This is a genomic window from Paenibacillus sp. FSL R5-0887, assembly GCF_038002305.1.
Lineage (GTDB): Bacteria > Bacillota > Bacilli > Paenibacillales > Paenibacillaceae > Paenibacillus_AQ > Paenibacillus_AQ odorifer.
This window is the reverse complement of record NZ_JBBOCE010000002.1, coordinates 27,445-50,513: the sequence shown is the minus strand read 5'-3', so window position 1 is coordinate 50,513 and position 23,069 is coordinate 27,445. Positions and strand designations below refer to the sequence as shown.

Below are 23,069 nucleotides of genomic sequence, written 5' to 3'. Positions count from 1 at the left end.
GAAGGAGGAGACCACTATGACGACACAGACCATTCTTCCGGTGGATGCCGAACGCTTGAGCGAATTATCGCACAGCAGCGGCGAACCGGGTTGGCTGAAAGAAAGCCGCTTGAAGGCACTAGAATTGGCAGCTACTCTGACACTGCCTAAATTAGAGAAGACACGGATTGATCGTTGGGATGTCAATAATTATGGTAGCTATAAAGCAAGTGCACCTTTTGCTTCGCTAAGTGATGCACCTGCATCTATTTCTTCCTTGATCAAGGATCAGGAGGAAGGCAGCCTGATTATTCAACGCAACTCTGGTGCAGTATATACACGTATCGCTCCTGAGCTTGCAGAACAGGGTGTTATTTTTACAGATCTACAGACAGCTGTTAAAGAACACGGAGATTTGGTTCAACGTTACTTGCATAAAGCCATTCAGCCAGACGAACATTCTATCGCAGCGCTTCATGCTGCATTGTGGAATGGTGGAGTATTCCTCTATGTTCCTAAGAATGTTGTTATTGAAACTCCGCTTCAAGCAGTGCTGTTAACGGATGATGCGGAAGCGACTTTTGTTCCACACATTCTGGTCGTAGCTGATACTAACAGTTCCGTAACCTATGTAGATAACTACGTATCGGATAAAGAAGAAGCTGGACTACACAATGGTGCGGTAGAGGTATTCGTGGGCGCTGGCGCTAAAGTTCGTTATGCCACAGTGCATCAGCTTGGTGTAGATACTACAGATGTAACTTATCGCCGGGCTGTTGTTGAGAATGACGGAGTCATCGAATGGATCGTTGGTGAGATGAACTACGGAGATACTGCGAGTGATACCAAGTCTGTGCTTAAAGGCAACGGTTCTAGCTCCGATGCTAAAGTAATTGCAGTAGGTACGGGATCACAGAAACTGAATTACACCACTCAAGCTCAGCATTTTGGCAAAAGCACACCAAGTGACATGATCACTCGTGCAGTTATGCGTGATTCTGCTACTTCTATCATCAACGGAATCACCAAGATTGAGAAAGGTGCTACTAGAGCGGACGGCCAGCAAACGGAAAAAGTATTGATGCTGAGTCCAAAAGCCCGTGGTGACGCCAATCCGATCCTGCTTATTGATGAAGATGATGTTACAGCCGGCCATGCCGCTTCCGTAGGTCAGGTCAATCACGAGCAAGTCTTTTACCTAATGTCCCGCGGAATTACACGGCATGATGCAGAGACTCTGATCATCTACGGCTTCTTGGCTCCTGTTGTGTCACAAATTCCACTGGAGGGACTGCGCAATCAGCTCCAATCTCTTGTGGAAAGGAAGTTAGTGCAATGATTAGCAACGCCATCCGGGAGCAATTTCCCATACTGAACCAAAATGTGAACGGACATCCACTGGTCTATCTGGACAGTGCTGCTACTTCACAGAAGCCTCGGAAAGTAATTGAGGCGGTCAAGTCGTATTATGAGTGGGATAACGCCAACGTACACCGTGGCGTCCATACTTTAGGCAGCCGAGCAACCGATGCCTACGAGGGAGCCCGGGAGAAGCTAGCTAAGTTTATTAACGCCCGCAGCACTAAAGAAATTATCTTTACACGCGGAACAACTACAGCCTTAAATCTTGTGGCCTCTTCTTACGGACCCTCTGCTGTGGGTGAAGGCGACGAAATCGTCATCACCTTAATGGAGCATCATAGTAATCTGATTCCATGGCAGCAGCTCGCTAAGAAGACAGGTGCTACATTAAAATATATACCGTTGCAACCTGATGGAACGGTTACGTTGGAAGCTGCCGAGCAGACGATTACGGATAAAACCAAAATCGTTGCTATCGCTTATGTATCCAACGTTATGGGAGTAACTCATCCTATTAAAGAGCTTGCGGCTATTGCTCATCGTCATGGTGCAGTAATTGTCGTAGATGGTGCACAAAGCACACCACATATGAAGGTCGATGTGCAGGATCTGGATTGTGATTTCTATGCACTATCTGGTCATAAAATGCTCGCACCAACCGGAATTGGCGCTTTGTATGGCAAGAGAGCACTTCTCGAAGCCATGGAGCCCGTCGAATTCGGTGGCGAGATGATCGATGATGTGGGTCTTTATGAATCCACATGGAAAGAACTGCCTTGGAAGTTTGAAGGCGGTACGCCGATCATAGCTGGTGCTGTTGGTCTAGGTGCAGCCATTGATTTTTTACAAGAAATCGGTTTGGATGAGATACACCGCCATGAGAAAGCTCTTGCAGCGTATGCAGAGCAACGTCTCTCGGAGATCGAGGGTCTGAACATTTATGGTCCTCGAAATCGTGAAGTCGGCGTTGTCACCTTTAATCTGGGTGACGTTCACCCGCATGATGTCGCTACAGTGCTAGATGCGGAAGGGATTGCCATCCGCGCCGGGCATCACTGCTGTCAGCCGCTGATGCGCTGGCTGGAAGCCAGCTCTACAGCACGTGCAAGCTTTTATCTGTATAATAACGAGCATGATGTAGATCGACTGGTGGACGCTTTAATCAAGACAAAGGAGTACTTCGGCTATGAACTTGGATGACTTATACAGACGCGTAATTATGGATCATTATAAAAGTCCTCGAAATCGCGGTTCATTTGAAGATGATGCTCTAAAAATTGAACTGAATAACCCAACCTGTGGTGACCGTATTACTCTTCAGCTTAAGGTAGAGGATGGAATCGTAAAGGATGCCCGTTATAATGGTGAAGGCTGTTCGATCAGTATGTCGTCGGCTTCGATGATGACTGAGGCGATCAAAGGACAAACGGTTGAACGTGCACTTGAACTAGCTGATAACTTCTCCTTACTGATGAAGGGTGAAGACGTGGATTTTGGAGATTACGAAGACATTGAAGCCCTTTCGGGTGTGAATAAATTCCCTGCGCGGATCAAATGCGCAACACTGGCTTGGAACGCACTTCGTAAAGGAATTGACGAAGAAGAGCAACATAAATAACAGTAGAACAAGGAGGCTGACACCATGGCTAAGAAAGCGCCTGATATGGAAGAATACCAGTACGGGTTCCGTGATGAGCATAAGTCGATATTCCAGTCTGGTAAAGGTTTGACGGCCGAAATTGTTAAAGAAATTTCAGCAATCAAAAATGAACCACAGTGGATGCTTGACTTCCGCTTGAAATCTTTGGAGCAGTTCCGTAAAATGCCAATGCCTACATGGGGCGGCAATATGGATGATTTGGACTTCGAGGATATTCAATACTATGTAAGACCTTCAGAGAAGCAAGGGAAGACTTGGGAAGAAGTTCCTTCCGAAATCAAAGAAACCTTTGATAAGCTGGGGATTCCGGAAGCGGAACAGAAGTTCCTCGCCGGCGTATCGGCACAATATGAATCTGAGGTAGTCTATCACAGCATGCAGAAGAGCCTTGAAGATCAAGGGGTTATTTTTACAGATACCGACACTGCATTGCGTGAGCACCCAGAGCTTCTGAAAAAATATTTCGGGACGATCATCCCTCCAACCGATAATAAGTTTGCCGCACTTAACAGTGCAGTTTGGTCAGGCGGCAGCTTCATCTATGTTCCTAAAGGTGTGAAATGTGAAGTTCCTTTGCAGGCTTACTTCCGTATTAACTCTGAGAACATGGGACAATTCGAACGTACTTTGATCCTTGCTGATGAAGACAGCTTCGTGCACTACGTAGAAGGATGTACTGCTCCAATCTATAGCACGAACTCTCTGCACAGTGCGGTTGTTGAAATCTTGTGTATGAAGAACGCTCGCGTTCGTTATACCACAATCCAGAACTGGGCTCCAAACATCTACAACCTCGTTACGAAACGTGCGGTTGCAGAAGAGAATGCTACTATGGAATGGGTCGATGGTAACATCGGTTCCAAGCTGACCATGAAATACCCTGCGGTTGTTCTTAAAGGCCGTGGTGCTAAAGGTTCAGTACTATCCATCGCGGTAGCAGGTAAAGACCAGCATCAGGATGCGGGTGCCAAGATGATCCATTTGGCTCCAGATACAACATCCACCATTGTATCGAAATCCATCAGTAAACATGGCGGTAAAGTAACTTACCGTGGTCTAGCTTCCTTCGGCCGTCAAGCAGAAGGTGCGAAATCGAACATTAAATGTGATACGCTGATTTTGGATAATGAGTCCACTTCGGATACTATTCCTTACAATGAAATCATGAACGATAACATCGTTCTTGAGCATGAAGCAACCGTGTCTAAAGTTTCTGAGGAGCAACTGTTCTACCTGATGAGCCGTGGCCTCACAGAAGCAGAAGCGACTCAAATGATCATCATGGGCTTCATCGAGCCGTTCACAAAAGAACTGCCGATGGAATATGCGGTCGAAATGAACCGTCTGATCAAGTTCGAAATGGAAGGTTCAATCGGTTAATAAGAGCGCTTATGAATGGAGGCCCGTCCTCCTAACACTTATATATTTCTTCAAAGCATCCGTAGATATTTTTCTGCGGATGCTTTTTTATTGGCACAATTGAAAAAATCCCCGAATGCTCCGGGGACACACCTTTAATATTTTTTATTATCCATTTCCGGCAACGGCAATTCCACTGAAGGATCTGGCTCCCAGAGATGCCGTTCTAATCGCTGATGCTACAATGGTGTATTGGATCTGGCCGGTAAGCACATCGGTTGAAGGCGGATAGTCGACAGCGGTGATTCCAACCATTTCATATTGGGTCGTTGTATTATTAATGTTTCCGGGGTAGGTTGTACTAAAAATTAATATATTATTGCGGTAAATACTAAAAGTAACATCATTCTGAACTATAATGCTGACATCAACACTAAGTCTGGCAAAAGCATTCAATGTGACTCTCACTAAGCCTGCATTTGCAGGTGTAACATTTACTGTCTGAAGTCCAATGTCACCGAAAATTGCACTTGAACGAACTAAATTAAGACTTTGTGCATCCATAGTGCTGCCCTGTGAAATTCGCATATCAAGAAACTGTATACTCATCCTATTCACCTAACCTCTCATTGTAGATTTTATATTTTATGAGAGAAAAAATAGAATGGTGTGTAAGATACAAACAGATAGCGGGTTGATTATATGAAACGCTGCTGAAACCCAATTATAAACAGAACCCCCGCCAATCACTTGGCGGGGGTTCTTATATGGTATAGGTTACTATTTTGCCAGATCATTCACTTCTTTACTAAAAGCCTCTGAATATTGATTAAATTTACCTGCATCAAGTTTTAAGCTGTTATCGTTTGCTTTTGGAGGTGTCTCCTGGATCTGTTTATATAAAAGATCAATTTCTGGGGAAAGCTTGGCCCATATTTTTTTTATAGAATCATACTTAATATCTAACTCGTTCATATATGTATCGTATTCTTTTTTCTCTTCCATGGCTTTGCCAAGCTGTTCGATCGTAAAGTCAATGTCCATGCTCGCTCCTGTACTGCTTGTACCACTTCTAGTGTATGAGATAACATCTACAAACCCCACATTCCAAATGTCAGCAATAACAAAATTGCTTATTTCTCTTAGCATTTTTTCAGGTGAGGGTGCTGTATCAGTTTTTGAGGAGATTTCCCCGAAATTAAACAAGTTTTTAGATTCGTTGATCGCTGTGTTTGCGTCCGTAGGGTTATTGTTATTTGTATTGCTACACCCTGAAAGAAGGATAATGGCGATAATACAAGATAAAACAAGCTGCTTTTTCAATAAAGTTCCCCTCCATAATATAAGTAAAAAGTGTTGTATTACTATATTACGGTAAATTGTGGTAAAAGTTTTACATCTGAAGCAAATTTAAGACGGCGAAAAAGTGAACTCTTCGTATCCCGGAATAAATTCCAATAATTATGCAAAAAACCGAATAAAGGTCCTCCTAATATTACACGATGATTACAATAATCATGTAGATTCTTAATTCATCAGGATTAAGGAGGAAACACGAGCATTTTAAGATAACGAGGGTCCTTTATATCATGTAGATGCTGCTTTTTTCCGAAATAACCGCAAAAACGCGCAATTCTCCCCTTTGCCGCATTAAATTATGGATGATACACTGCTTAAAGTCACTAAATTGTAAGCGCTAAAAAAAGCTAGCTTACGATGTAACATTTGCTTTATACAAAAAATTGCTTACTAAGTAAGCCTTAAGGAGGAGAGATATGGATGTTCTCAGGCAACTGCGCGGTTATTATCGGGAGAAGCTGCATTTTCTGATTCTTTCGATTATATGTTTGGCCGCTGCAACTGCAGTGGGGCTGATTACCCCCAATTTGTTAAGAAAGCTGATCGATGAAGTTATTGTGCCACTTAAGTTTACAGAGGTGCCAGTGCTCGCATTGAGCGTGTTAGCTGTAGTAATAGTAAAAGCATGCCTGCAGTTTGCACATGGATTTTTTGGAGGACGGCTAGGTAACTTTCTTGCATACCGGCTGCGTAATGCTTGTTATGAGAAGCTGCAATTCCTATCTTTCCGTTATTATGATACCGCGAAAACGGGAGATTTGATGTCCCGGCTAACCGGAGATTTGGAAGCGATTCGTAACTTTATCGGTTTCGGTTTTGCTCAGCTGCTGAATGTCTTTTTTATGGTCATTTTTGGTTCGATTATGATGTTCTCACTCAATTGGCAGCTTACTCTAGTAACTTTGATTACGATGCCCATCCTGGCGTTTATTGCGCTAAAATTCGAGTCTAAGATTCACCCGGCCTTTCAAGAGATGCGTCTTGCACTCAGTTCTCTGACAACGGCTGTACAGGAGAATATCACGGGTGTGCGCACCGTCAAATCATTTGCGAGAGAGGCTCATGAAGTAGAAAAATTCTCACACCGCAACGAACGTTATAAGAATAACCAGATTTTTGCCGCTGAGCTCTGGAGTAAGTTTTTTCCGGCGATGGAGTTTTTAGCATCGATCAGTGCAGCTATTCTGCTTGGAGTAGGCGGAACGTTAGTTATTAAGGGGAAAATGTCACTAGGCGAACTGGTTGCTTTTTTCAGCTTAATTTGGTACATCATTGGACCGATTTGGGGTCTTGGATTCCATATTAATAACTATACACAGTCCAAAGCATCGGGAGAACGTGTATTGGAAGTACTTAATCAGAATATTGATGTGAAGGATAAAGAGAACGCCCGTGAACTGGTACCTTCTGAGGTTAAAGGAGATGTAGCGTTTAATCACGTCACATTTGCTTATGGGAACAAAATGCCTGCGGTTACAGACATTGATTTTGAGGCCAAATCTGGTGCGGTTATAGGGTTCCTTGGAGGTACGGGCTCTGGTAAATCGACCATTACACAGCTGATGATGCGTGCTTATGACGTTAATGAAGGCAGCATCACACTGGATGGGATGGACATCAGAGAATACAATGTTCGCAGCTTGCGTTCACAGATCGCGACGGTCTTTCAGGAGACCTTCCTGTTCTCCTCCTCAATTCGCAACAACATCTCCTATGGGTTGAAGAATGTAAGCATGGAAGAAATTATCCGAGCTGCACAACTTGCCAAAGCCCATGATTTCATCATGGAGATGGAAGACGGTTATGACACTGTGGTGGGTGAGCGCGGAATGGGTCTTTCCGGTGGACAAAAGCAACGGATTGCCATCGCTAGAGCCCTGCTTAAGAATCCGCGGATTCTTATCCTCGATGATGCGACCAGCGCTGTCGATATGGAGACGGAGCACGAGATTCAAGCCGGATTCCAAGAGGTCATGAAGGGGCGCACTACACTTATTATTGCCCATCGGATCTCCTCCTTGCGCCATGCGGATCAAATTATCGTCATGAACGAAGGTCATGTACAGCAGCGTGGTACCCATAAAGAGCTAATTGAAGTGCCGGGTCCTTATCAGGATGTATACCGGATACAGTATGCTGATTATCTGGCCAGAGCGACCGGAAGAGGGGAGGAGGGAGGCATATGAAACTTGAAGCCAAACCAATGACCGCTACGGGAGCAAAAAATAAAGCAGCCGAGCAGCAAGAACTGGATGAACGTTTTGTATATAAAGATGATGATGTCATCGATAAGGCTTTTGACTGGAAGCAATTCACCAGACTGTTCGGGTACATGAAGCCTTATGCAAAGCAGATGCTTCCATTGGTGTCCATCATGATGATTCTGGGAACCATCACGAAGTTGACCGTCCCGTTCCTAACAAGTTTAGCCATTGACCGTGCAATTGCGCCAAAGGTGGGGAATCCCAGCTTATCACTGCTTTATTCGCTTACAGCAGGGGTAATCGTCTTATATCTGATTCAATGGATTGCGGGAGTGTACCGGATTAAATACACGAACATCATAGGCCAAAGAGTGATTTATGATTTGCGCTCAGATTTGTTCAAGCATATTCAGAAGCTCTCCTTTAACTTCTTTGATAAACGTCCGGCAGGCTCGGTATTAGTACGGGTAACCAATGATATCAACTCTCTGCAGGATCTGTTCACAAACGGGGTTGTCAATCTGATGATTGACTGCGTGCAGCTTATGGGGATTACCATTATTCTGCTAGTGATTAACTGGAAGCTAGGTCTTGCAGTAATGGTTACGGTTCCGATTATGTTCTTTGTTTCAACTAAGCTGCGCCAAAAGATTCGGATCGCTTGGCAGGATGTGCGGATGAAGAACTCCAGAATTAATTCTCATTTAAATGAATCGATTCAGGGAATCAGAGTCACACAAGCCTACACCCAAGAACAAGAAAATATGAATTATTTCGATGTTATGAATACCGACAGCAAAAAATCCTGGAACAAAGCCTCTGCGATGAACCAGGCGTTCGGTCCGATTATTGAGGTCACAGGTGGTTTTGGAACAATGATCCTCTTTTGGCTGGGGGCTTATCTGATCCAATCTGGAGAACTCACAGTAGGTATGCTGGTAGCATTCAGTTCTTATGTCAGCAACTTCTGGGATCCGATTAATCGCCTTGGGCAGATGTACAATCAGCTGCTTGTGGCAATGGCTTCCTCGGAACGGATCTTTGAATATTTGGATGAGCAACCGGCGGTGCAAGATAATCCTGGTGCTAAGCCAATGGGAACGATTCGTGGGGATATTAACTTTGAAAAGGTCATTTTTGAATATGAAAAAGGCCGGGCTGCACTAAAAGGTATTGATCTGGATGTAAAAGCAGGACAGTCGATCGCGCTCGTAGGTCATACAGGTTCTGGTAAAAGTACGATCATTAACCTGATTGGCCGGTTCTATGATATTAAGAGCGGCCGAATCACGATAGACGGTGAAGATATCCGCGGGGTTACATTAGACAGCCTGCGAAGGCAGATCGGAATCGTGCTGCAAGATACCTTTATTTTCTCGGGAACGATTCGGGATAATATCCGTTTTGGCCGTCTGGAGGCTACAGATGAAGAAGTGGAAAATGCCGCAAAAGCCGTGGATGCCCATGACTTTATCATGAAGCTGCCCGGAGGGTATGAGACTGAGGTGGAAGAGCGCGGCAGCGCATTGTCGATGGGACAACGTCAGCTGCTCTCCTTCGCCCGGGCGCTTTTGGCAAATCCGCGGATACTAATCCTGGATGAGGCAACTGCCAGCATTGATACGGAGACGGAGCTGAAGATCCAGGAGGCACTCAAAATCCTGCTTCAAGGCCGAACCTCCTTTATCGTAGCGCACAGACTCTCTACCATCCGTCATGCGGATAAAATAGTCGTCCTCGATCACGGAGAGATTAAAGAAGAAGGAAACCATCATGAGTTGACATCCCGTGATGGGGTATACAACGGTCTGATCGAAGCGCAATTCCGTTTCCTATAGACCGACAGAACGGAACATAGCGGAACAGAACATAACACAACATAACACAACAAAACAGAACAGAACAGAACAGAACAGAACAGAACAGAACAGAACAGAACAGAACAGAACAGAACAGAACAGAACAGAACAGAACAGTACAGAACAACAGCTCATTCCCGTTGCTTAGGCAACTGCGGGGTGGGCTGTTTTTTATAGGGATATAGTGATTAAGGTGGTCGGGGCTTGGTGGATCAGAGTAGAGTGGAATATGGCAGAGGTATTACGGAACAAGGCAACCGAAGAACGGAAGAACAGCAGAACGGAAGAATGAAAGAATGGAAGAACGGAAGAACGGAAGAACGGAAGAACAGCAGAACGGCAGAATGGCAGAACAGCAGAACATAATGCAGCAGGGTAAGATTTCTATGATTCAGTTACTTGGGGCGTTTGGATACCCTGCCCGTCACATGCAGCTCAAACATTTGTGCACAAATATCTTGATGCCATTGTAGATCAGCTGTCTGTTCCGCTAATAGGATTTCATTTTGTAATCGGGCCATCTCATAGCAGTAGGTAGCGTTAATTTGCAGGCACTGCTGTTGCTCCGTTTCCTCAGCAGCAGTAAGCTGCCGTCTACGGCTCAGGGTGAACAACTCGGCAAGGCGTTCATGGACAGGAAGCATGCTTTTTTCCTCCTATAGCAATTTAAAACCACATATTAGTCTCGCCATTAGAAGAGGAATTCAAACGTTACGTCAGATAATTAAATTGAGGGGCATTACTATGTTGAGGGTAGGAGGAACTATCTTCGAAGTCAGAAGGAAACAATAGAGGTGAGAGAGGTGAGAGAGGTGAAAATCGAGGAATGTTTAGGAGTAATCTGGAAACCAATCTTTAGTTGCAGTTTGTACAATAGAAACCATCATTCTCGTTATAAAAATACTGTTAATTGCACTTTGTGCAGCTATTTTCGAGAAATGTGCTTATAAAGAGCATTTTCCTTAATTCTAGTTGCACAAAGTACAACTAAATCAGAATTTGGCTTGCTAGACGTGGATTTAGTTGCACAAAGTACAACTAAATCAGAAGTCAGCCTGGTAGACGTGGATTCTGTTGCACAAAATATAACAAAATCAGAAATCGGCTCGCTAGACGTGGATTTAGTTGCACAAAGTACAACTAAATCACAATTCAGCTCGGTAGACGTGGATTCTGTTGCACAAAATACAACTGAAAAATCCCCCGTAGTTAAACCGGGGGATTTAGTGTACAAACAGCAGCTCTGAACCTTCTGCTAAGCAACGCAGGACCTCAAGAAACGCCCTAGTCCATGTAGATTTCCACAATCGTAACGTTACGTTCGCGGGCTAGATCGACAAATAATCCATCGATCTTTACCAGCGGACGGAAAATATCAACTGGATTGTTCATGATAATCACACCTGTATCCCCCGTGTTCAGTAATACTCGCTTGCCGATAAAGTTGGGCATTAAATGTTGTATAAAGGCTTGAACCGTTCTGCCGTTCAGCTTACCAAAGCTGAGGTCATTTAGTTCACGTAGGACAGAAATAAGCTCTTGCTTGGACTGATAGACGCGTTTGGAAGTCATCGCACTATAGATGTCAGCTACAGCAGCAATTTGCGCATAAGGATGAATCTCGGATTTGGTTAGATTATTAGGATAGCCAGAGCCGTCCTCACGTTCATGATGCTGTAGGGCTGCCAAAGCTGTATGTGAGTCATCCATCGAATTGCGGATAATTTCGTAGCCGTACTTAGTATGTAGTTTAACTTCTTCGAATTCTTCCGCGGTTAATTTTCCAGGCTTATTTAATAGAGCAGGTGAGATTCTACATTTTCCAATATCAATTAAATATCCAGCTCGTCCAATCTCATAGCATTCTTGTTTGGAATACCCAAGCCAGATTGCAATATAATAAGAGAGCATACCTACCTGCAAAGAGTGGTTGTAGGTATAATTATCTTCGCGATCGAGCAGAAGCAGCAGGGAGACTACATCCTTTTGCTTGTCCAACGATTGAAGCGAAGGCTGAAGAATGTCGTTAACCACGGATTGGTTAAAGCTTCCTTTTAATAGTGCTTCCATATAAAGATTCTCAAAGCCGTCAATCATGGTATCAAAACTAGTGGTCACCGTCTGAATAATTGAAGGTCTGCTTAATGGGGCAGGTTCTTCCACTAACGTCTGGATATCAACATAATCAACTCCATGCTGCATCAGCTTGGCGATATCATCTATCTGGAGCAGCGATCCCTTTGGTAATACATGCAGACCTCTTGAACTATAAGCGTCTGAGTTGAGGTGATTACCAGGTTTTAGATCCGAGACGTGTACTCTCAATGCCTATGCCACCTTTTATCCGATTTTATCCAGAATATCAACAAAGTGCAGATTTTTCAATGAAAAAGGAGTGAAGATTAATTGTGGAGGGAATCGGCAGCCTTTTGTTCAGAGCCTACCCAGTGCTGGCCTGATTCATTGATGTCTTTTTTCCAGATAGGGACGGTCTGTTTCAGCAGTTCAATGGCCAGACGACTAGCCTCGTAACAGGTATCGCGATGAGGGGTGGAGACAGCAATGATAACGCTTGCTTCCTTAAGACCAACAAGCCCAATGCGGTGGGAAATCGCGCAGCGTGCATTCCAGCGATTCTGTACCTCATCACCAATTTCTTTCAGCTTATTTAAGGCCATAGGAATATAGGCTTCATAGTCTAATGCTGTTGTGCGTTGTTCTCCGGTCATTTCGCGTGTAGTTCCTACAAATAATAGGGATGCTCCATGATTGGCATCGAGGACGGCATCCAGAAGCTTCTCAGCATTTAATGGCAGATCCGTTATGCTATAGAGGCCGTCAGGAGTGCTCTCATATAAAGAACCATTCTCTCCCCCGGAAACGGGAGGGATTAATGCAACTTCGGCAGACTCGGTGATGAGGGCTTCATCAGGTGCATATTCCCGGTCAATAGCGACCAAAGAAGTTCCAATTAGGGATGCTGCATCCGGATAAGAGGTTGAAAGGAGTTCTTTTAACTTCCCAGCGGTTAAGGGATTCTCCGTCGCATGAAAGGTCAGAGAAGATGAACCGATAATCTCAGCCAAACCCGCGAACAGGCGGATTGTGATATGCATACTTATTCACCTCTGAAATATGTTGTAATGTCTACAATATACCATAATGAGCCTGAAAATGTTATGCTAGGCTCTATAAGATCATGCATCGGCTGCTTCATTAAAGAGCGGCTCAACAGGTAGGAGGAATGTTGCTAATGGGGCATGTGCCGCAAAGACTGACCATACTTCATACCAATGATATACATAGCCATTTCGAAATGGTGAGTCCATTGGCAGCAGAAATCGGGAGACAAAGAGCTGCAGCGGGAGAAGCGCCTGTGCTGCTGCTGGATATTGGCGATCATATGGATCGTGCAGCCGTCGAGACAGAAGGAACTATGGGTCAGGCTAACATTGATGTACTTAATTTAACAGGATATGATGCTGTAACCATCGGTAATAATGAGGGGTTAACATTCTCACAGGAGATGTTATCCTCTATTTTCTCCGGGTTACAGTGTCCAGTGGTATGCTGTAATTTTGTGGAGACTGCAACAGGGGAACCTCCCCACTGGATGAAGCGTCATGCCATCTTGGAGAAGGACGGAATCAGAATAGGAGTGACTGGAGCGACAGCGGCATTTACTTCGTTTTATTCCTTGCTGGGCTGGGATGCTCTGGATCCCGAGACAACCCTTCGGGAACAATGCCTTCTTCTAGCTCCTCAGGTGGACATTCTAATCATCCTTTCTCATTTGGGGCTTCCCGCAGATCGAATTCTGGCAGAGCGGCTGGAAGGTGTGCATGCTATTCTAGGTGGACATACACATCATATGCTGGAAGAACCGCTCATGATTAACGGAACAGCTGTATGTGGAGCCGGGAAATTCGGGCGTTACCTCGGGCGGCTTCAATTTGAGCGGAGAGAGGGACAACCTGGATTTAGCCTGGTGGCGGGTGAATGTATTCCGATTGACCCAGGACTGAAGGAAGAGATTGTAGGTCCTGCCGCTACTATTCATTTGGAGCGTGGTCGTGAGGCTCTTCAGCAGACCGTTGCGATCACAGATCGTGAGCTTCCTTTGAATTTGCAGGGAGAATCCCCTTTCGGCAATCTTTTAGCCCAAGCTGTACGTAGATTTACAGGCACTAGTTTGTCGATAGTTAACACAGGCCAGCTTCTAGGACCTTTGCCTGAAGGGGAGGTTACAGCGGGAATGCTGCACGCCCTATGTCCTTCTCCCATTAACACCTGCGTAATCAAGCTGAAAGGCCTAGATATTCGCATAGCTTTGGAGCAGAGTCTTACTGAAGAATTTTATAATAAGGTGATTTTTGGGTATGGCTTTCGCGGGGATTATCTGGGCAGCTTAGCAGTAGATGGGATAAAAATCTTGTACGATCCGCAGAAGATACCGTATGATAACAATATTGCAGTTTTTGTCGAAGGAAACCCGCTGGAGGATGATAAAGAGTATAATGTTGGTACGCTGGACATGTTTACTTTCCGTGCAGGCTATGAGACGATCGCCAATGGGAAGGATCCTGTATTTTTGCTGCCTCATTTTTTACGCGACCTGCTTGGGATGGAATTGCAGCGTCCGGACAGTCTTGATGAATGCATGCTCACTCGGTGGGAGATCAAGTCTGAGTAAACCTGCAGCTCACAAGATATACTTTTTGATTCCATTTAAACAGTGCTAGATTCCCGAAAAATAGGAGGAGATTATGGACACGATTACAGCTATTATTTTAGCAATTGTCGAAGGGATCACTGAATTTATTCCTGTTTCTTCTACAGGACACATGATCTTGACCTCGAAGCTTCTGGGCTTTGATGAGCAGGATTCGATTATGAAGACTTATGAAATCGTTATTCAGCTAGGGGCAATATTGGCGATTGCGCTTGTTTACCGCGAGCGTGTGCTTAATTTGCTGGGCATTGGGCGTAAGAACTCAGGAAGAGGCGGTGTGATGCCGGCGTCTCGTTTGAACTTAATCCATGTAATACTTGGGATTGCCCCAGCACTAGCTGTGGCATTTTTTGCCCGCGATTTTATAAAAAGTCTCTTTGGAGCCACGACTGTTCTTTGGGCGCTTGTCGCCGGCGGGATTCTAATGATTATCGCAGAATGGGTAAACAGACGCAAAATTAGAATTACAGCGCATGAGCTGGACGATCTTTCTTACGGACAGGCGCTGGCTATCGGGATGTATCAGATTATTTCAGTGCTGTGGCCAGGATTTTCCCGTTCGGGATCTACGATCTCCGGAGGGATGTTAAGTGGGGTTAGTTATAAAGCGTCTGCGGATTTCTCCTTCCTTATAGCCATTCCTATTATGTGTGCGGCTTCCGGATATGAAATGTTGGATTCTTATAAGAACTTCACTAGTGAGACGATTGGCTATTTTGTAATTGGATTTCTGATTTCTTTTGTAGTGGCTTATGTAGTGGTTATTTTGTTTATGAAATTGATTCAAAAGATTAGATTGACGCATTTCGCGATCTACAGATTTATTCTTGCTGCTATATTCTGGTTGTTTATTATGCGTTAATGCCCATAGGCAAAGACCTAGACACACCCGATGTTCTTCATGGTGCACCTGTCTGATCTCTACATAAACGGTATAGACAAAGCGTGTGACCCAAGGATTTCAAAACAGAATAGCATTTTACCGTTAAAGGCAGGAGTGAGCTAAGTGCGTTTAGTATCCGTGAATCAGCTTCAAGCAGGCATGAAATTAGGTAAAAAAATATATAATGATGAAGGTCTAACTCTCCTCGCGGATGGGGTGGAGCTTACTGATGCATTGATCAAAAGGCTTTCAAGAATTGACATCGGTTATATTTACATAGAGGACTCTGTCACGGACGATGTTGAAATTATAGGTATGCTTCAAGATGAGACACGTAATCAGGCACTGAAGGTGATTCGTAATCAGTTTCAGCAAATGACAGGCGCTTCAGGAATAAGTAAGGGATTCTACCATCTGGATAAAAAATTCTCAAAGATCATGGATAGCATCCTGGATGATTTGTCTTTACAAGAAGATCCGATGATCATGCTGCTTGATATGCACACCGCTGATAACTACTTGTACGTCCATTCCCTGAATGTCTGCTTGTACACTTTGGTGCTTGGCATTGCGCATGGGTACAGCAAAGAGGAGCTTCGAGTGATTGGTCTGGGTGCGCTGCTGCATGATATTGGCAAGACCCAAGTCCCGATAAAAATCATTCAAAAACCCGGTAAGCTCAGTGAAGATGAATTTCGCCATATGCAGGCACACACCGAGATCGGGTATCAGATTCTCAAGGAAGAACCGAATATCCCGCTGCTCGCGGCTCATTGTGCGCTTCAGCATCATGAACGCATTGACGGATCCGGATATCCGCGGGGATTAAAAGGGCCTCAAATTCATGAATATGCCAAATGGTTGGGCGTGGCTGATTCCTACGATGCCATGACCTCCAACCGGGTCTACAAAAAGGCTATGCTGCCACATCAAGCCGTTGAGGCGCTTTATGTAGGTTCTGGTACATTGTATGAGCAGAAGCAGCTAGAGTTATTTAGAGATCGTGTGGCTATCTATCCTCTTGGTCTTACGGTGAAGCTCAGTACGGGTGAAAGTGGAGTTGTTGTCAAAATAGACCCAAGTACGCCTCACAGACCGATTGTACGTGTGCTTACAGGGCCTGAAGGAGAGAAAGTCGTACCGTTCGAAAGGGATCTAGGAAAAGCCCTCTCCGTTGTTATCGTTGACGTCGCAGATCAAGGCGATTCTGTGGGAACGCCAAAATATTTATCATAGCAGCGAAGAGAGAAGATTAGGCTTGTCCGCATAACTCGCGGAAGCCTATTTTTCGTCTCGCTGCTATTATTTTTTACAGTGAAAAAGCTTGTAAGGTCAGTCTGAAAGACATCCGAAGTGCAGTTTTTCTGACTAACGTGGTATGATATAGGATAAGACACCGTTCAATCTTCATGATTATGGGTTAATAATAGGAATAAGATTTAAAGGAGCTAGTACAAATGAATGTTTTAAGACCATTAACATCTTCACCGAAGGAGCTGTCGCCAAGCTACGATCCGTGGGATCCCATTACTTCTTTACGTAAGCATGGACGCCATGTGCTAACGAGTGTGGAATTCACAGTAACCAATTTATGTAATATGCGGTGTGAACACTGTGCGGTAGGTGATAGTTTAACCTCTAGAGAAGGGGATATGCTGCCGCTTAAAAATATGTTGGACCGTTTAGATGAAGTAGAGCATCTGGAGACGATTAGTATTACCGGCGGAGAGCCTATGTTCTTGGCTGGAACGGTGGATAATATCATAGTGCCGCTCTTAAAGTATGCCAAAGAGCGGGGGATTAGATCGCAAATTAATTCTAATCTGACGATGCCGTATGCTCGATATGAAAAGCTGCTTCCGTATTTGGACGTTATGCATATTTCTTTTAATTATGTGAACGGAGACGATTTTCATGAAGTTGGTTTTGCCAACAGCGGGCATGCAGTTTCAAAAGAAAGTGCATATCGGTTATATAATGCAATGATTGAGAATTCTCGACGGCTAAGTGAGGATGGTATGCTAATTTCTGCGGAAACTATGATTAATTACCGTACACATACTAAGCTGCCTGAAATTCATAAGTTGATTCTCGATATGGGCGCCAAACGGCATGAGGTACATCCTATGTACAACTCCAGTTTTGCTTCGGCTTTGCCAGTGTTGTCCTTGAATGAAATGCGGACGGCAATCCATAAACTACTGGATACCCGTGATCCGGAGATTTGGATGCTGTTTGGGACCCTTCCGTTTTTTGCTTGCAGCTTCCTGGAAGAAGATCAGAAGCTGATAAGCAGAATGCGCGGCGAGAAGAATGTTACCCTTCGCAATGATCCGGATGGCCGGAACCGAGTGAACGTAAACATGTTTACTGGCGATGTTTTTGTTACAGATTTCGCTGATATCGCAGCCTTTGGCAACATCGAGAACCAAAAGCTGGATGATATATTTATCGATTGGCAGACTAAACACCCGCTGAACCAAAAGGTGAACTGCCACTGCGATGCAGCAGGCTGCTGCGGACCTAATCTGTTAGTGGCTGATATGTATTATCCGGAAGTTGACTTCAAAACTAGAAAAGCGATCAATCTGTAGAAATGAGGCGTTGTTAAGTGGTGCATACGGAATTTGAAGTAGGGAGATTATTGCTTAATCTTTTGCTGGTTCTGGTGCTCGTATTATTGAACGGTATTTTTGTAGCAGCGGAATTTTCATTAGTTAAGGTCAGGCAGTCCCGCCTGACCCAACTTGTCAGTGAAGGTAATAAAATGGCTGGATATGCTCTGAAAGTAAATAAGAGACTGGATTCCTATTTATCCGCCACTCAGTTTGGGATAACACTTGCGTCGCTGGGCTTAGGTTGGGTTGGAGAGCCCGCGATTTCTGAGCTGTTGGTCGAACCTTTAATGTACCAGATGGGGATCACCGATCATACCCTGATTTCTACCGTATCTGTGATTATTGGATTTTCGATCATTACATTTTTACATATTGTACTTGGGGAGCTTGCTCCTAAATCGCTCGCGATTCAAAGAACAGAAGGTTCGGCACTGTTGTTATCTGCACCCCTGATGTTCTTCTATAATGTGTTCATGCCTTTTATCTGGGTGCTGAACGCTTCAGCCAACGCGTTGCTTCGGTTAGTCGGTGTGGAGCCTGCAAACGAAAGTGAAGCAGCACACTCGGAAGAGGAAATACGTATTCTGATGAATCAGAGCGCCAAGAGTGGTGTCATTGACAAAGATGAAATGAAACTAATGGATAATATCTTTGAATTCTCAGATCTGCTTGCACGTGAAGTCATGCTGCCTCGTACAGATATGGATGTGCTTTACAGCAATCTTTCGTTAGAAGAAAATATGAAGATTATTACCGAAACGAGACATTCGCGTTATCCGGTTGCTCTGGAAGATAAGGACCGTATTATCGGTTTTATTCATATTACCGACCTGTTGTTTGCTCCACCGGAGCAACAGAATGATCTTACAACTCTGGTTCGGCCTATCCTTAACGTTCCGGAATCGATGGAAATCAGCCATACTCTTCGTTTTATGCAGAAGAATAAGGCTCAGCTGACGTTAGTTGTCGATGAATATGGCGGCACGGCAGGTTTGCTGACAGCAGAAGAGATTCTGGAAGAAATCGTAGGCGATCTGCATGACGAGTTCGAAGATGAGCGTCCAAGTGTGGAACATAACGGGGAGTACATCTCTGTTGAGGGCCGGATGCTGATTGAGGATGTCAACGATCTTACGGGTGTTGTGATTGAAGACGATGAGGTGGATTCCATCGGCGGCTGGTTGTTTAAGGAGCTGGAGGGTAATCCAACCAAAGGAAAACGTGTCAAAGTAGAAGATGTTATTTTTGAAGTCGAGGAATCGACAAGATTGCGTATCACTAGAATTAATATCCACCGGGAACCACGTGTCGAGGACGAAGAAACCTCATCAGAACCCAATGAGGATAAAGAATAACCTATTAAAAATTATAACGTATTGTTCCGGTTGATCAGGGATATAATGAACTCCTCCTGCAAGAGCTGTATGGCTCATGAAAGGGGGAGTTTTTTGTGGACACATAAAGGACATAACGCTCGTCTATGCTAATGTTTATTAATTGTTTGAAAGCGGGGTCTAGATTGAAAAAGAAACTTCTTCTCGTTGAGGATGAAATTCGTATTCGTGAACTGGTATCTGATTATTTCTTACAGAATGATTGGGAGGTACTTGAGGCGGATAATGGAAGAGATGCATTGGTTTGGTTTGATTCACTGCTGCCGGATCTGCTGATTTTGGATATCATGATGCCTGCTATGAATGGATTTGAAGTGTGCCGTGAAGTTCGTGAAAAATCAGCGGTACCCATCATTTTGTTAACAGCCAAGTCCACAGATGACGACAAAATCTACGGTTTTGAATTAGGAGCCGATGATTATGTTACAAAACCATTTAGTCCAAAGGTACTAGTAGCCCGGGCAAATGCACTTATGAAACGGGTTGAAGGCACTCATCAGCCTGAATCTAGCATAATAAAATTTGGTTCCGCGATGTTTAATACCATGGCCCATCGGCTGGAGGTAGAAGATGCGGAAGTGGAGCTTACCCCTAAGGAATATGATCTTTTATGGCTTTTAATACGAAATAAAGGGATTGTCATTTCAAGGGATACGATCCTCAGTCGGATCTGGGGAATTGAATTTGAAGGAGATTCCAGAGTTGTGGACAGTCATATCAAAAAGCTGCGAAGTAAATTGGGTTATGAATCACGTTTTATTCGTACGGTAATTGGCACAGGATACATGTTCGAGGAAGAGGCATGAGAAGACGGGGAATTACTTTTAAACTGTTTGTGATGACCGTTATCTTTTTCCTTTGCTTCTATGGCATGGTGATTCTAAGCCAATTGCTGTTGTTTGACAATTTCTATCAGAAGCAAAAAGAGCACCGCGTGGAGAAACACCTTAAGAGCTTTGCGGCAAGATATATAAGCGAGCCATGGGGAAGCACCCGAACCTCTCAGGAGCTTGTCCGGTTTATGCTGCGGAATAAAACACAAATGGTTATTTTGAAGCTGGATGGAAAGATGAATTCAGAAGATCCATTTCATATAAAGCTAATCGATGATGACGGGAAGAGTATGGTTGTTTCTTTATCCCTATTCATGAATCAGTACGGAGATTCACTGAGAGCAGCAAACATTAAAGTAGATGATCAGTTGAGCGTGGAAGGCGAACTTCTGGATGAAGACAGTGCTTCACCCGTTATACTCTACCCCATAAGCATTACAAAAAAAGGGGGCGGAACCATAGGGGAGACGGGAGAGACTGGGACGATTCATGCATCTGGTACTGTTGCAGAAGTTGTACTGCCTGATTTAAAAATATGGAATCCCCGCCAGGGAATATTGTTTGAGGCTCTTGAGGAATGGTTTCCTTTGACACCAGCGCAGATAGAAGACTTTAAAAATTTGAAAATACAGAAGCAAGACTGGGTTGCTCCCTGGAGTGGGAGTCGCAATTCTGTGGTTATTCTGCCCCTGAAGCAAAGTAACGGAGAAATTGAATTACTATTCACAGTCACTTCATTACAGGAAGTTAAGGATTCGAACGATGCCTTACGTTGGTTCTTTTTATATCTGGGAATGGGTGGCTTTGTCCTGATTCTGGTGCTTTCTCTCTTTTTCTCGAAAATGGTAACGCGTCCGCTAATTAAGTTAAACAAGATAGCAAAACGGATGGTTTCTCTGGACTTTACAGGGGACACATCGATTCGGCAGAAGGATGAGCTAGGCAGCCTTTCTAACAGCATGTTCACCTTATCACTAAGTCTGGACTCTGCTTTAGGGGAGTTAAGAGAGGCCAATCAGCAGCTAGTTGAGGATATGGAACAGAAGCAAAGAATGGAGATCATGCAGCAGGACTTTTTTGCCAACGCCTCCCATGAATTGAAGACACCCCTCAGTATTATCAAAGGTTTTGCTGAAGGCTTGGAAGACGGCGTTAGTGCCGGCAAGCAGGATCACTACATTAAGGTGATTATTGAGGAAGCCGATAAAATGGAGTTTCTTGTTAAAAATATGCTAGATCTAGCGCGGTTGGAGTCGGGTACGATTAAACTACGGAAATCTTCCTTTATGTTAAGTGAACTGACGGAAAAGGTGACAGACAAGCTGGTCCACTTGCTGAGTGAAAAACATTTGGAGGTCATCATTATTCCTGCGAATGAATTACCGGTCTATGCGGATGTGAACTGGATCGAACAAGTTATGCTAAATTTTATGACCAATGCTATCAGGCATGCGGAAGAAAGAAGTTCTATCACCGTCAATATTGAGAGTCATGCCCAGACTATTGTATTCACTATTCAAAATATAGGAGAATCAATCCCAGAAGATCAGCTGGAGCAGATCTGGGAACGGTTCTATCGGTCGGAGCCATCCCGCAGTCGAATGACAGGCGGTACGGGTCTTGGGCTTTCCATCGCGAAGCGAATACTGGATATGCACGCTTGTCTTTATACAGTGAAAAATACGGAGAACGGTGTCAGCTTTACAGTGACCTTTGAAGGTTAAACCGAATCAACAGAAATACTGCTATGAAAGGGGTGAAATTGTATGAAATTGAACTGGTTGCCTTCAACGTGCACACTCGGAAATTTGGGATTAGGATCACTATCCTTGTATTTTACGATTCAAGAACGATATAGCCTAGCTTTATTAATGATATTGCTCGCGGCAATATGTGATGTACTGGATGGATTACTGGCAAGAATATTGCAATGTACTAGTGAATTCGGTAAACAATTGGACTCATTGGCGGATATTATATCATTTGGTTTAGCGCCTACCTTCCTTATCTTGTTGTATAGGTTAGAAGATGCCCACTGGATTGGACCTGCAGCTGCAGTTTTCTTTTTGATCTGTGGCGCACTTCGTTTGGCCAGATTTAATCTGTCGGCGCCTTCCAAAGGGTTCGTGGGGATGCCCATTACTGCTGCTGGAGTCATTCTGTCGATGATTTCTTTACTAGATGAACGGATGAAACCAGGACTGGTCATCGGATTAATGGCATTGCTGTCCGTAATGATGATCAGCCGTATCCCATTTCCGTCCCTTAAAAAATCCTTCAACAGGAAGTGATACACCCATGCCTTGGATTATAGAGTTCATTTCACAATACGGATATTTAGCCATATTTGGCCTTATGGCACTTGGGATTATCGGACTTCCTGTGCCTGATGAGGTGTTAATGCTGTTTGTAGGCTATTTATCCTCCGTTATGGTTTTGGATTTTTCACTTTCCGTATTGGTTTGTTTTATGGGATCCATCACAGGAATGCTTATCAGCTATACCATTGGTTTAAGGCTAGGACAACCTGTGGTAGCTAAATTCGGCAAGTGGGTTGGCCTTACACCCAAGCGTTTTGCCAGTATGAAAAGATGGTTTTTGCGGTTCGGAAACTGGGCGATTTTCATTGCTTATTTTATTCCAGGTCTGAGGCATGTATCGAGCTATATCTCTGGAATCAGTGCTATGTCTTTCAAAAAGTATATACTCATAACGACTGCAGGAGCGCTAACCTGGTCACTCCTTTTTGTTTCCATCGGCTTTTTTGTGGGGGCTAAGTTTTCCTTTTTATAGCCATTGAAGCTTAACATTATTAATCGCAATTGAA

General features: G+C 44.2%; 21 protein-coding genes. 16 read left to right on the top strand and 5 right to left on the bottom strand.

Annotation, left to right across the window (positions count from 1 at the left end; translation table 11 throughout):
- Positions 1 to 16 precede the first annotated feature (16 nt).
- Genes sufD through sufB form a run of 4 tightly spaced genes read left to right on the top strand, consistent with a single transcriptional unit; the run spans position 17 to position 4,381 of the window.
- Positions 17 to 1,318, top strand: coding sequence for a Fe-S cluster assembly protein SufD (gene sufD / locus MKY14_RS18380; RefSeq protein WP_340977078.1), 1,302 nt, complete (start codon positions 17 to 19; stop codon positions 1,316 to 1,318).
- The gene (locus MKY14_RS18375) at positions 1,315 to 2,541 is read left to right on the top strand and encodes a cysteine desulfurase (RefSeq protein WP_340977077.1); all 1,227 of its coding nucleotides are present in this window, start codon (positions 1,315 to 1,317) and stop codon (positions 2,539 to 2,541) included. Before sufD ends, MKY14_RS18375 begins: the two co-directional genes overlap by 4 nt.
- The gene (gene sufU / locus MKY14_RS18370; RefSeq protein WP_036684339.1) at positions 2,528 to 2,959 is read left to right on the top strand and encodes a Fe-S cluster assembly sulfur transfer protein SufU; all 432 of its coding nucleotides are present in this window, start codon (positions 2,528 to 2,530) and stop codon (positions 2,957 to 2,959) included. The genes MKY14_RS18375 and sufU overlap by 14 nt, the downstream gene beginning before the upstream one ends.
- 24 nt (positions 2,960 to 2,983) lie before the next feature.
- On the top strand, positions 2,984 to 4,381 hold the full coding sequence (gene sufB / locus MKY14_RS18365; RefSeq protein WP_036684335.1) for a Fe-S cluster assembly protein SufB: 1,398 nt from the start codon (positions 2,984 to 2,986) through the stop codon (positions 4,379 to 4,381).
- A gap of 147 nt (positions 4,382 to 4,528) precedes the next feature.
- Here sufB and MKY14_RS18360 read toward each other — a convergent pair whose 3' ends face one another.
- A complete protein-coding gene (locus MKY14_RS18360) occupies positions 4,529 to 4,969 on the bottom strand; it encodes a hypothetical protein (RefSeq protein ID WP_076191066.1) in 441 nt (146 codons plus the stop codon).
- A 171-nt stretch (positions 4,970 to 5,140) separates the two neighbouring features.
- Positions 5,141 to 5,683 (bottom strand): hypothetical protein, encoded by a 543-nt coding sequence (locus MKY14_RS18355; protein ID WP_340977076.1) that lies wholly within the window; start codon positions 5,681 to 5,683, stop codon positions 5,141 to 5,143.
- Between the two features lie 452 nt (positions 5,684 to 6,135).
- Between MKY14_RS18355 and MKY14_RS18350 the strand changes: the two genes are divergently transcribed.
- The 3 genes from MKY14_RS18350 (at position 6,136) to MKY14_RS18340 (ending at position 10,148) form a co-directional block, all read left to right on the top strand.
- Entirely contained in the window at positions 6,136 to 7,905 is a 1,770-nt protein-coding gene (locus MKY14_RS18350) for an ABC transporter ATP-binding protein (protein WP_340977075.1), read from the top strand.
- 17 nt (positions 7,906 to 7,922) lie between these two features.
- Positions 7,923 to 9,761, top strand: a complete 1,839-nt coding sequence (locus MKY14_RS18345; RefSeq protein WP_036684176.1) for an ABC transporter ATP-binding protein — start codon at positions 7,923 to 7,925, stop codon at positions 9,759 to 9,761.
- 228 nt (positions 9,762 to 9,989) lie between these two features.
- Entirely contained in the window at positions 9,990 to 10,148 is a 159-nt protein-coding gene (locus MKY14_RS18340) for a hypothetical protein (RefSeq protein ID WP_340977074.1), read from the top strand.
- A 29-nt stretch (positions 10,149 to 10,177) separates the two neighbouring features.
- Here the strand turns inward: MKY14_RS18340 and MKY14_RS18335 are convergent, their stop codons facing one another.
- From MKY14_RS18335 to MKY14_RS18325, 3 genes are all read right to left on the bottom strand, one after another.
- On the bottom strand, positions 10,178 to 10,426 hold the full coding sequence (locus MKY14_RS18335) for a DUF7667 family protein (protein ID WP_076309107.1): 249 nt from the start codon (positions 10,424 to 10,426) through the stop codon (positions 10,178 to 10,180).
- Positions 10,427 to 11,066: 640 nt separating this feature from the next.
- Positions 11,067 to 12,107 carry an HD-GYP domain-containing protein gene (locus MKY14_RS18330; RefSeq protein ID WP_076191074.1) on the bottom strand — a complete coding sequence of 347 codons (1,041 nt, stop codon included), beginning with the start codon at positions 12,105 to 12,107 and terminating at the stop codon, positions 11,067 to 11,069.
- A gap of 77 nt (positions 12,108 to 12,184) precedes the next feature.
- Positions 12,185 to 12,898, bottom strand: coding sequence for a molybdenum cofactor biosynthesis protein (locus MKY14_RS18325; RefSeq protein ID WP_076281049.1), 714 nt, complete (start codon positions 12,896 to 12,898; stop codon positions 12,185 to 12,187).
- A gap of 137 nt (positions 12,899 to 13,035) precedes the next feature.
- On the opposite strand from MKY14_RS18325, the gene MKY14_RS18320 reads away from it, so the two are divergent.
- The 9 genes from MKY14_RS18320 (at position 13,036) to MKY14_RS18280 (ending at position 23,035) form a co-directional block, all read left to right on the top strand.
- Entirely contained in the window at positions 13,036 to 14,475 is a 1,440-nt protein-coding gene (locus MKY14_RS18320; RefSeq protein ID WP_340393809.1) for a bifunctional metallophosphatase/5'-nucleotidase, read from the top strand.
- Positions 14,476 to 14,548: 73 nt separating this feature from the next.
- Positions 14,549 to 15,376 carry an undecaprenyl-diphosphate phosphatase gene (locus MKY14_RS18315; RefSeq protein WP_076124791.1) on the top strand — a complete coding sequence of 276 codons (828 nt, stop codon included), beginning with the start codon at positions 14,549 to 14,551 and terminating at the stop codon, positions 15,374 to 15,376.
- 144 nt (positions 15,377 to 15,520) lie between these two features.
- Positions 15,521 to 16,633, top strand: a complete 1,113-nt coding sequence (locus tag MKY14_RS18310; protein WP_076187093.1) for an HD-GYP domain-containing protein — start codon at positions 15,521 to 15,523, stop codon at positions 16,631 to 16,633.
- Between the two features lie 221 nt (positions 16,634 to 16,854).
- Positions 16,855 to 17,991: a radical SAM/CxCxxxxC motif protein YfkAB gene (gene yfkAB / locus MKY14_RS18305; protein ID WP_076124796.1), complete on the top strand. Its 1,137-nt coding sequence runs from the start codon at positions 16,855 to 16,857 to the stop codon at positions 17,989 to 17,991.
- A 20-nt stretch (positions 17,992 to 18,011) separates the two neighbouring features.
- Entirely contained in the window at positions 18,012 to 19,370 is a 1,359-nt protein-coding gene (locus MKY14_RS18300) for a hemolysin family protein (protein ID WP_076187132.1), read from the top strand.
- A 164-nt stretch (positions 19,371 to 19,534) separates the two neighbouring features.
- On the top strand, positions 19,535 to 20,215 hold the full coding sequence (locus MKY14_RS18295; RefSeq protein WP_076187095.1) for a response regulator transcription factor: 681 nt from the start codon (positions 19,535 to 19,537) through the stop codon (positions 20,213 to 20,215).
- Positions 20,212 to 21,966 carry a sensor histidine kinase gene (locus MKY14_RS18290; RefSeq protein WP_076187097.1) on the top strand — a complete coding sequence of 585 codons (1,755 nt, stop codon included), beginning with the start codon at positions 20,212 to 20,214 and terminating at the stop codon, positions 21,964 to 21,966. Before MKY14_RS18295 ends, MKY14_RS18290 begins: the two co-directional genes overlap by 4 nt.
- A gap of 42 nt (positions 21,967 to 22,008) precedes the next feature.
- Positions 22,009 to 22,533, top strand: a complete 525-nt coding sequence (gene pssA, locus MKY14_RS18285; RefSeq protein ID WP_036684073.1) for a CDP-diacylglycerol--serine O-phosphatidyltransferase — start codon at positions 22,009 to 22,011, stop codon at positions 22,531 to 22,533.
- A gap of 7 nt (positions 22,534 to 22,540) precedes the next feature.
- Positions 22,541 to 23,035 (top strand): DedA family protein, encoded by a 495-nt coding sequence (locus MKY14_RS18280; RefSeq protein WP_076100017.1) that lies wholly within the window; start codon positions 22,541 to 22,543, stop codon positions 23,033 to 23,035.
- Positions 23,036 to 23,069: the final 34 nt, after the last annotated feature.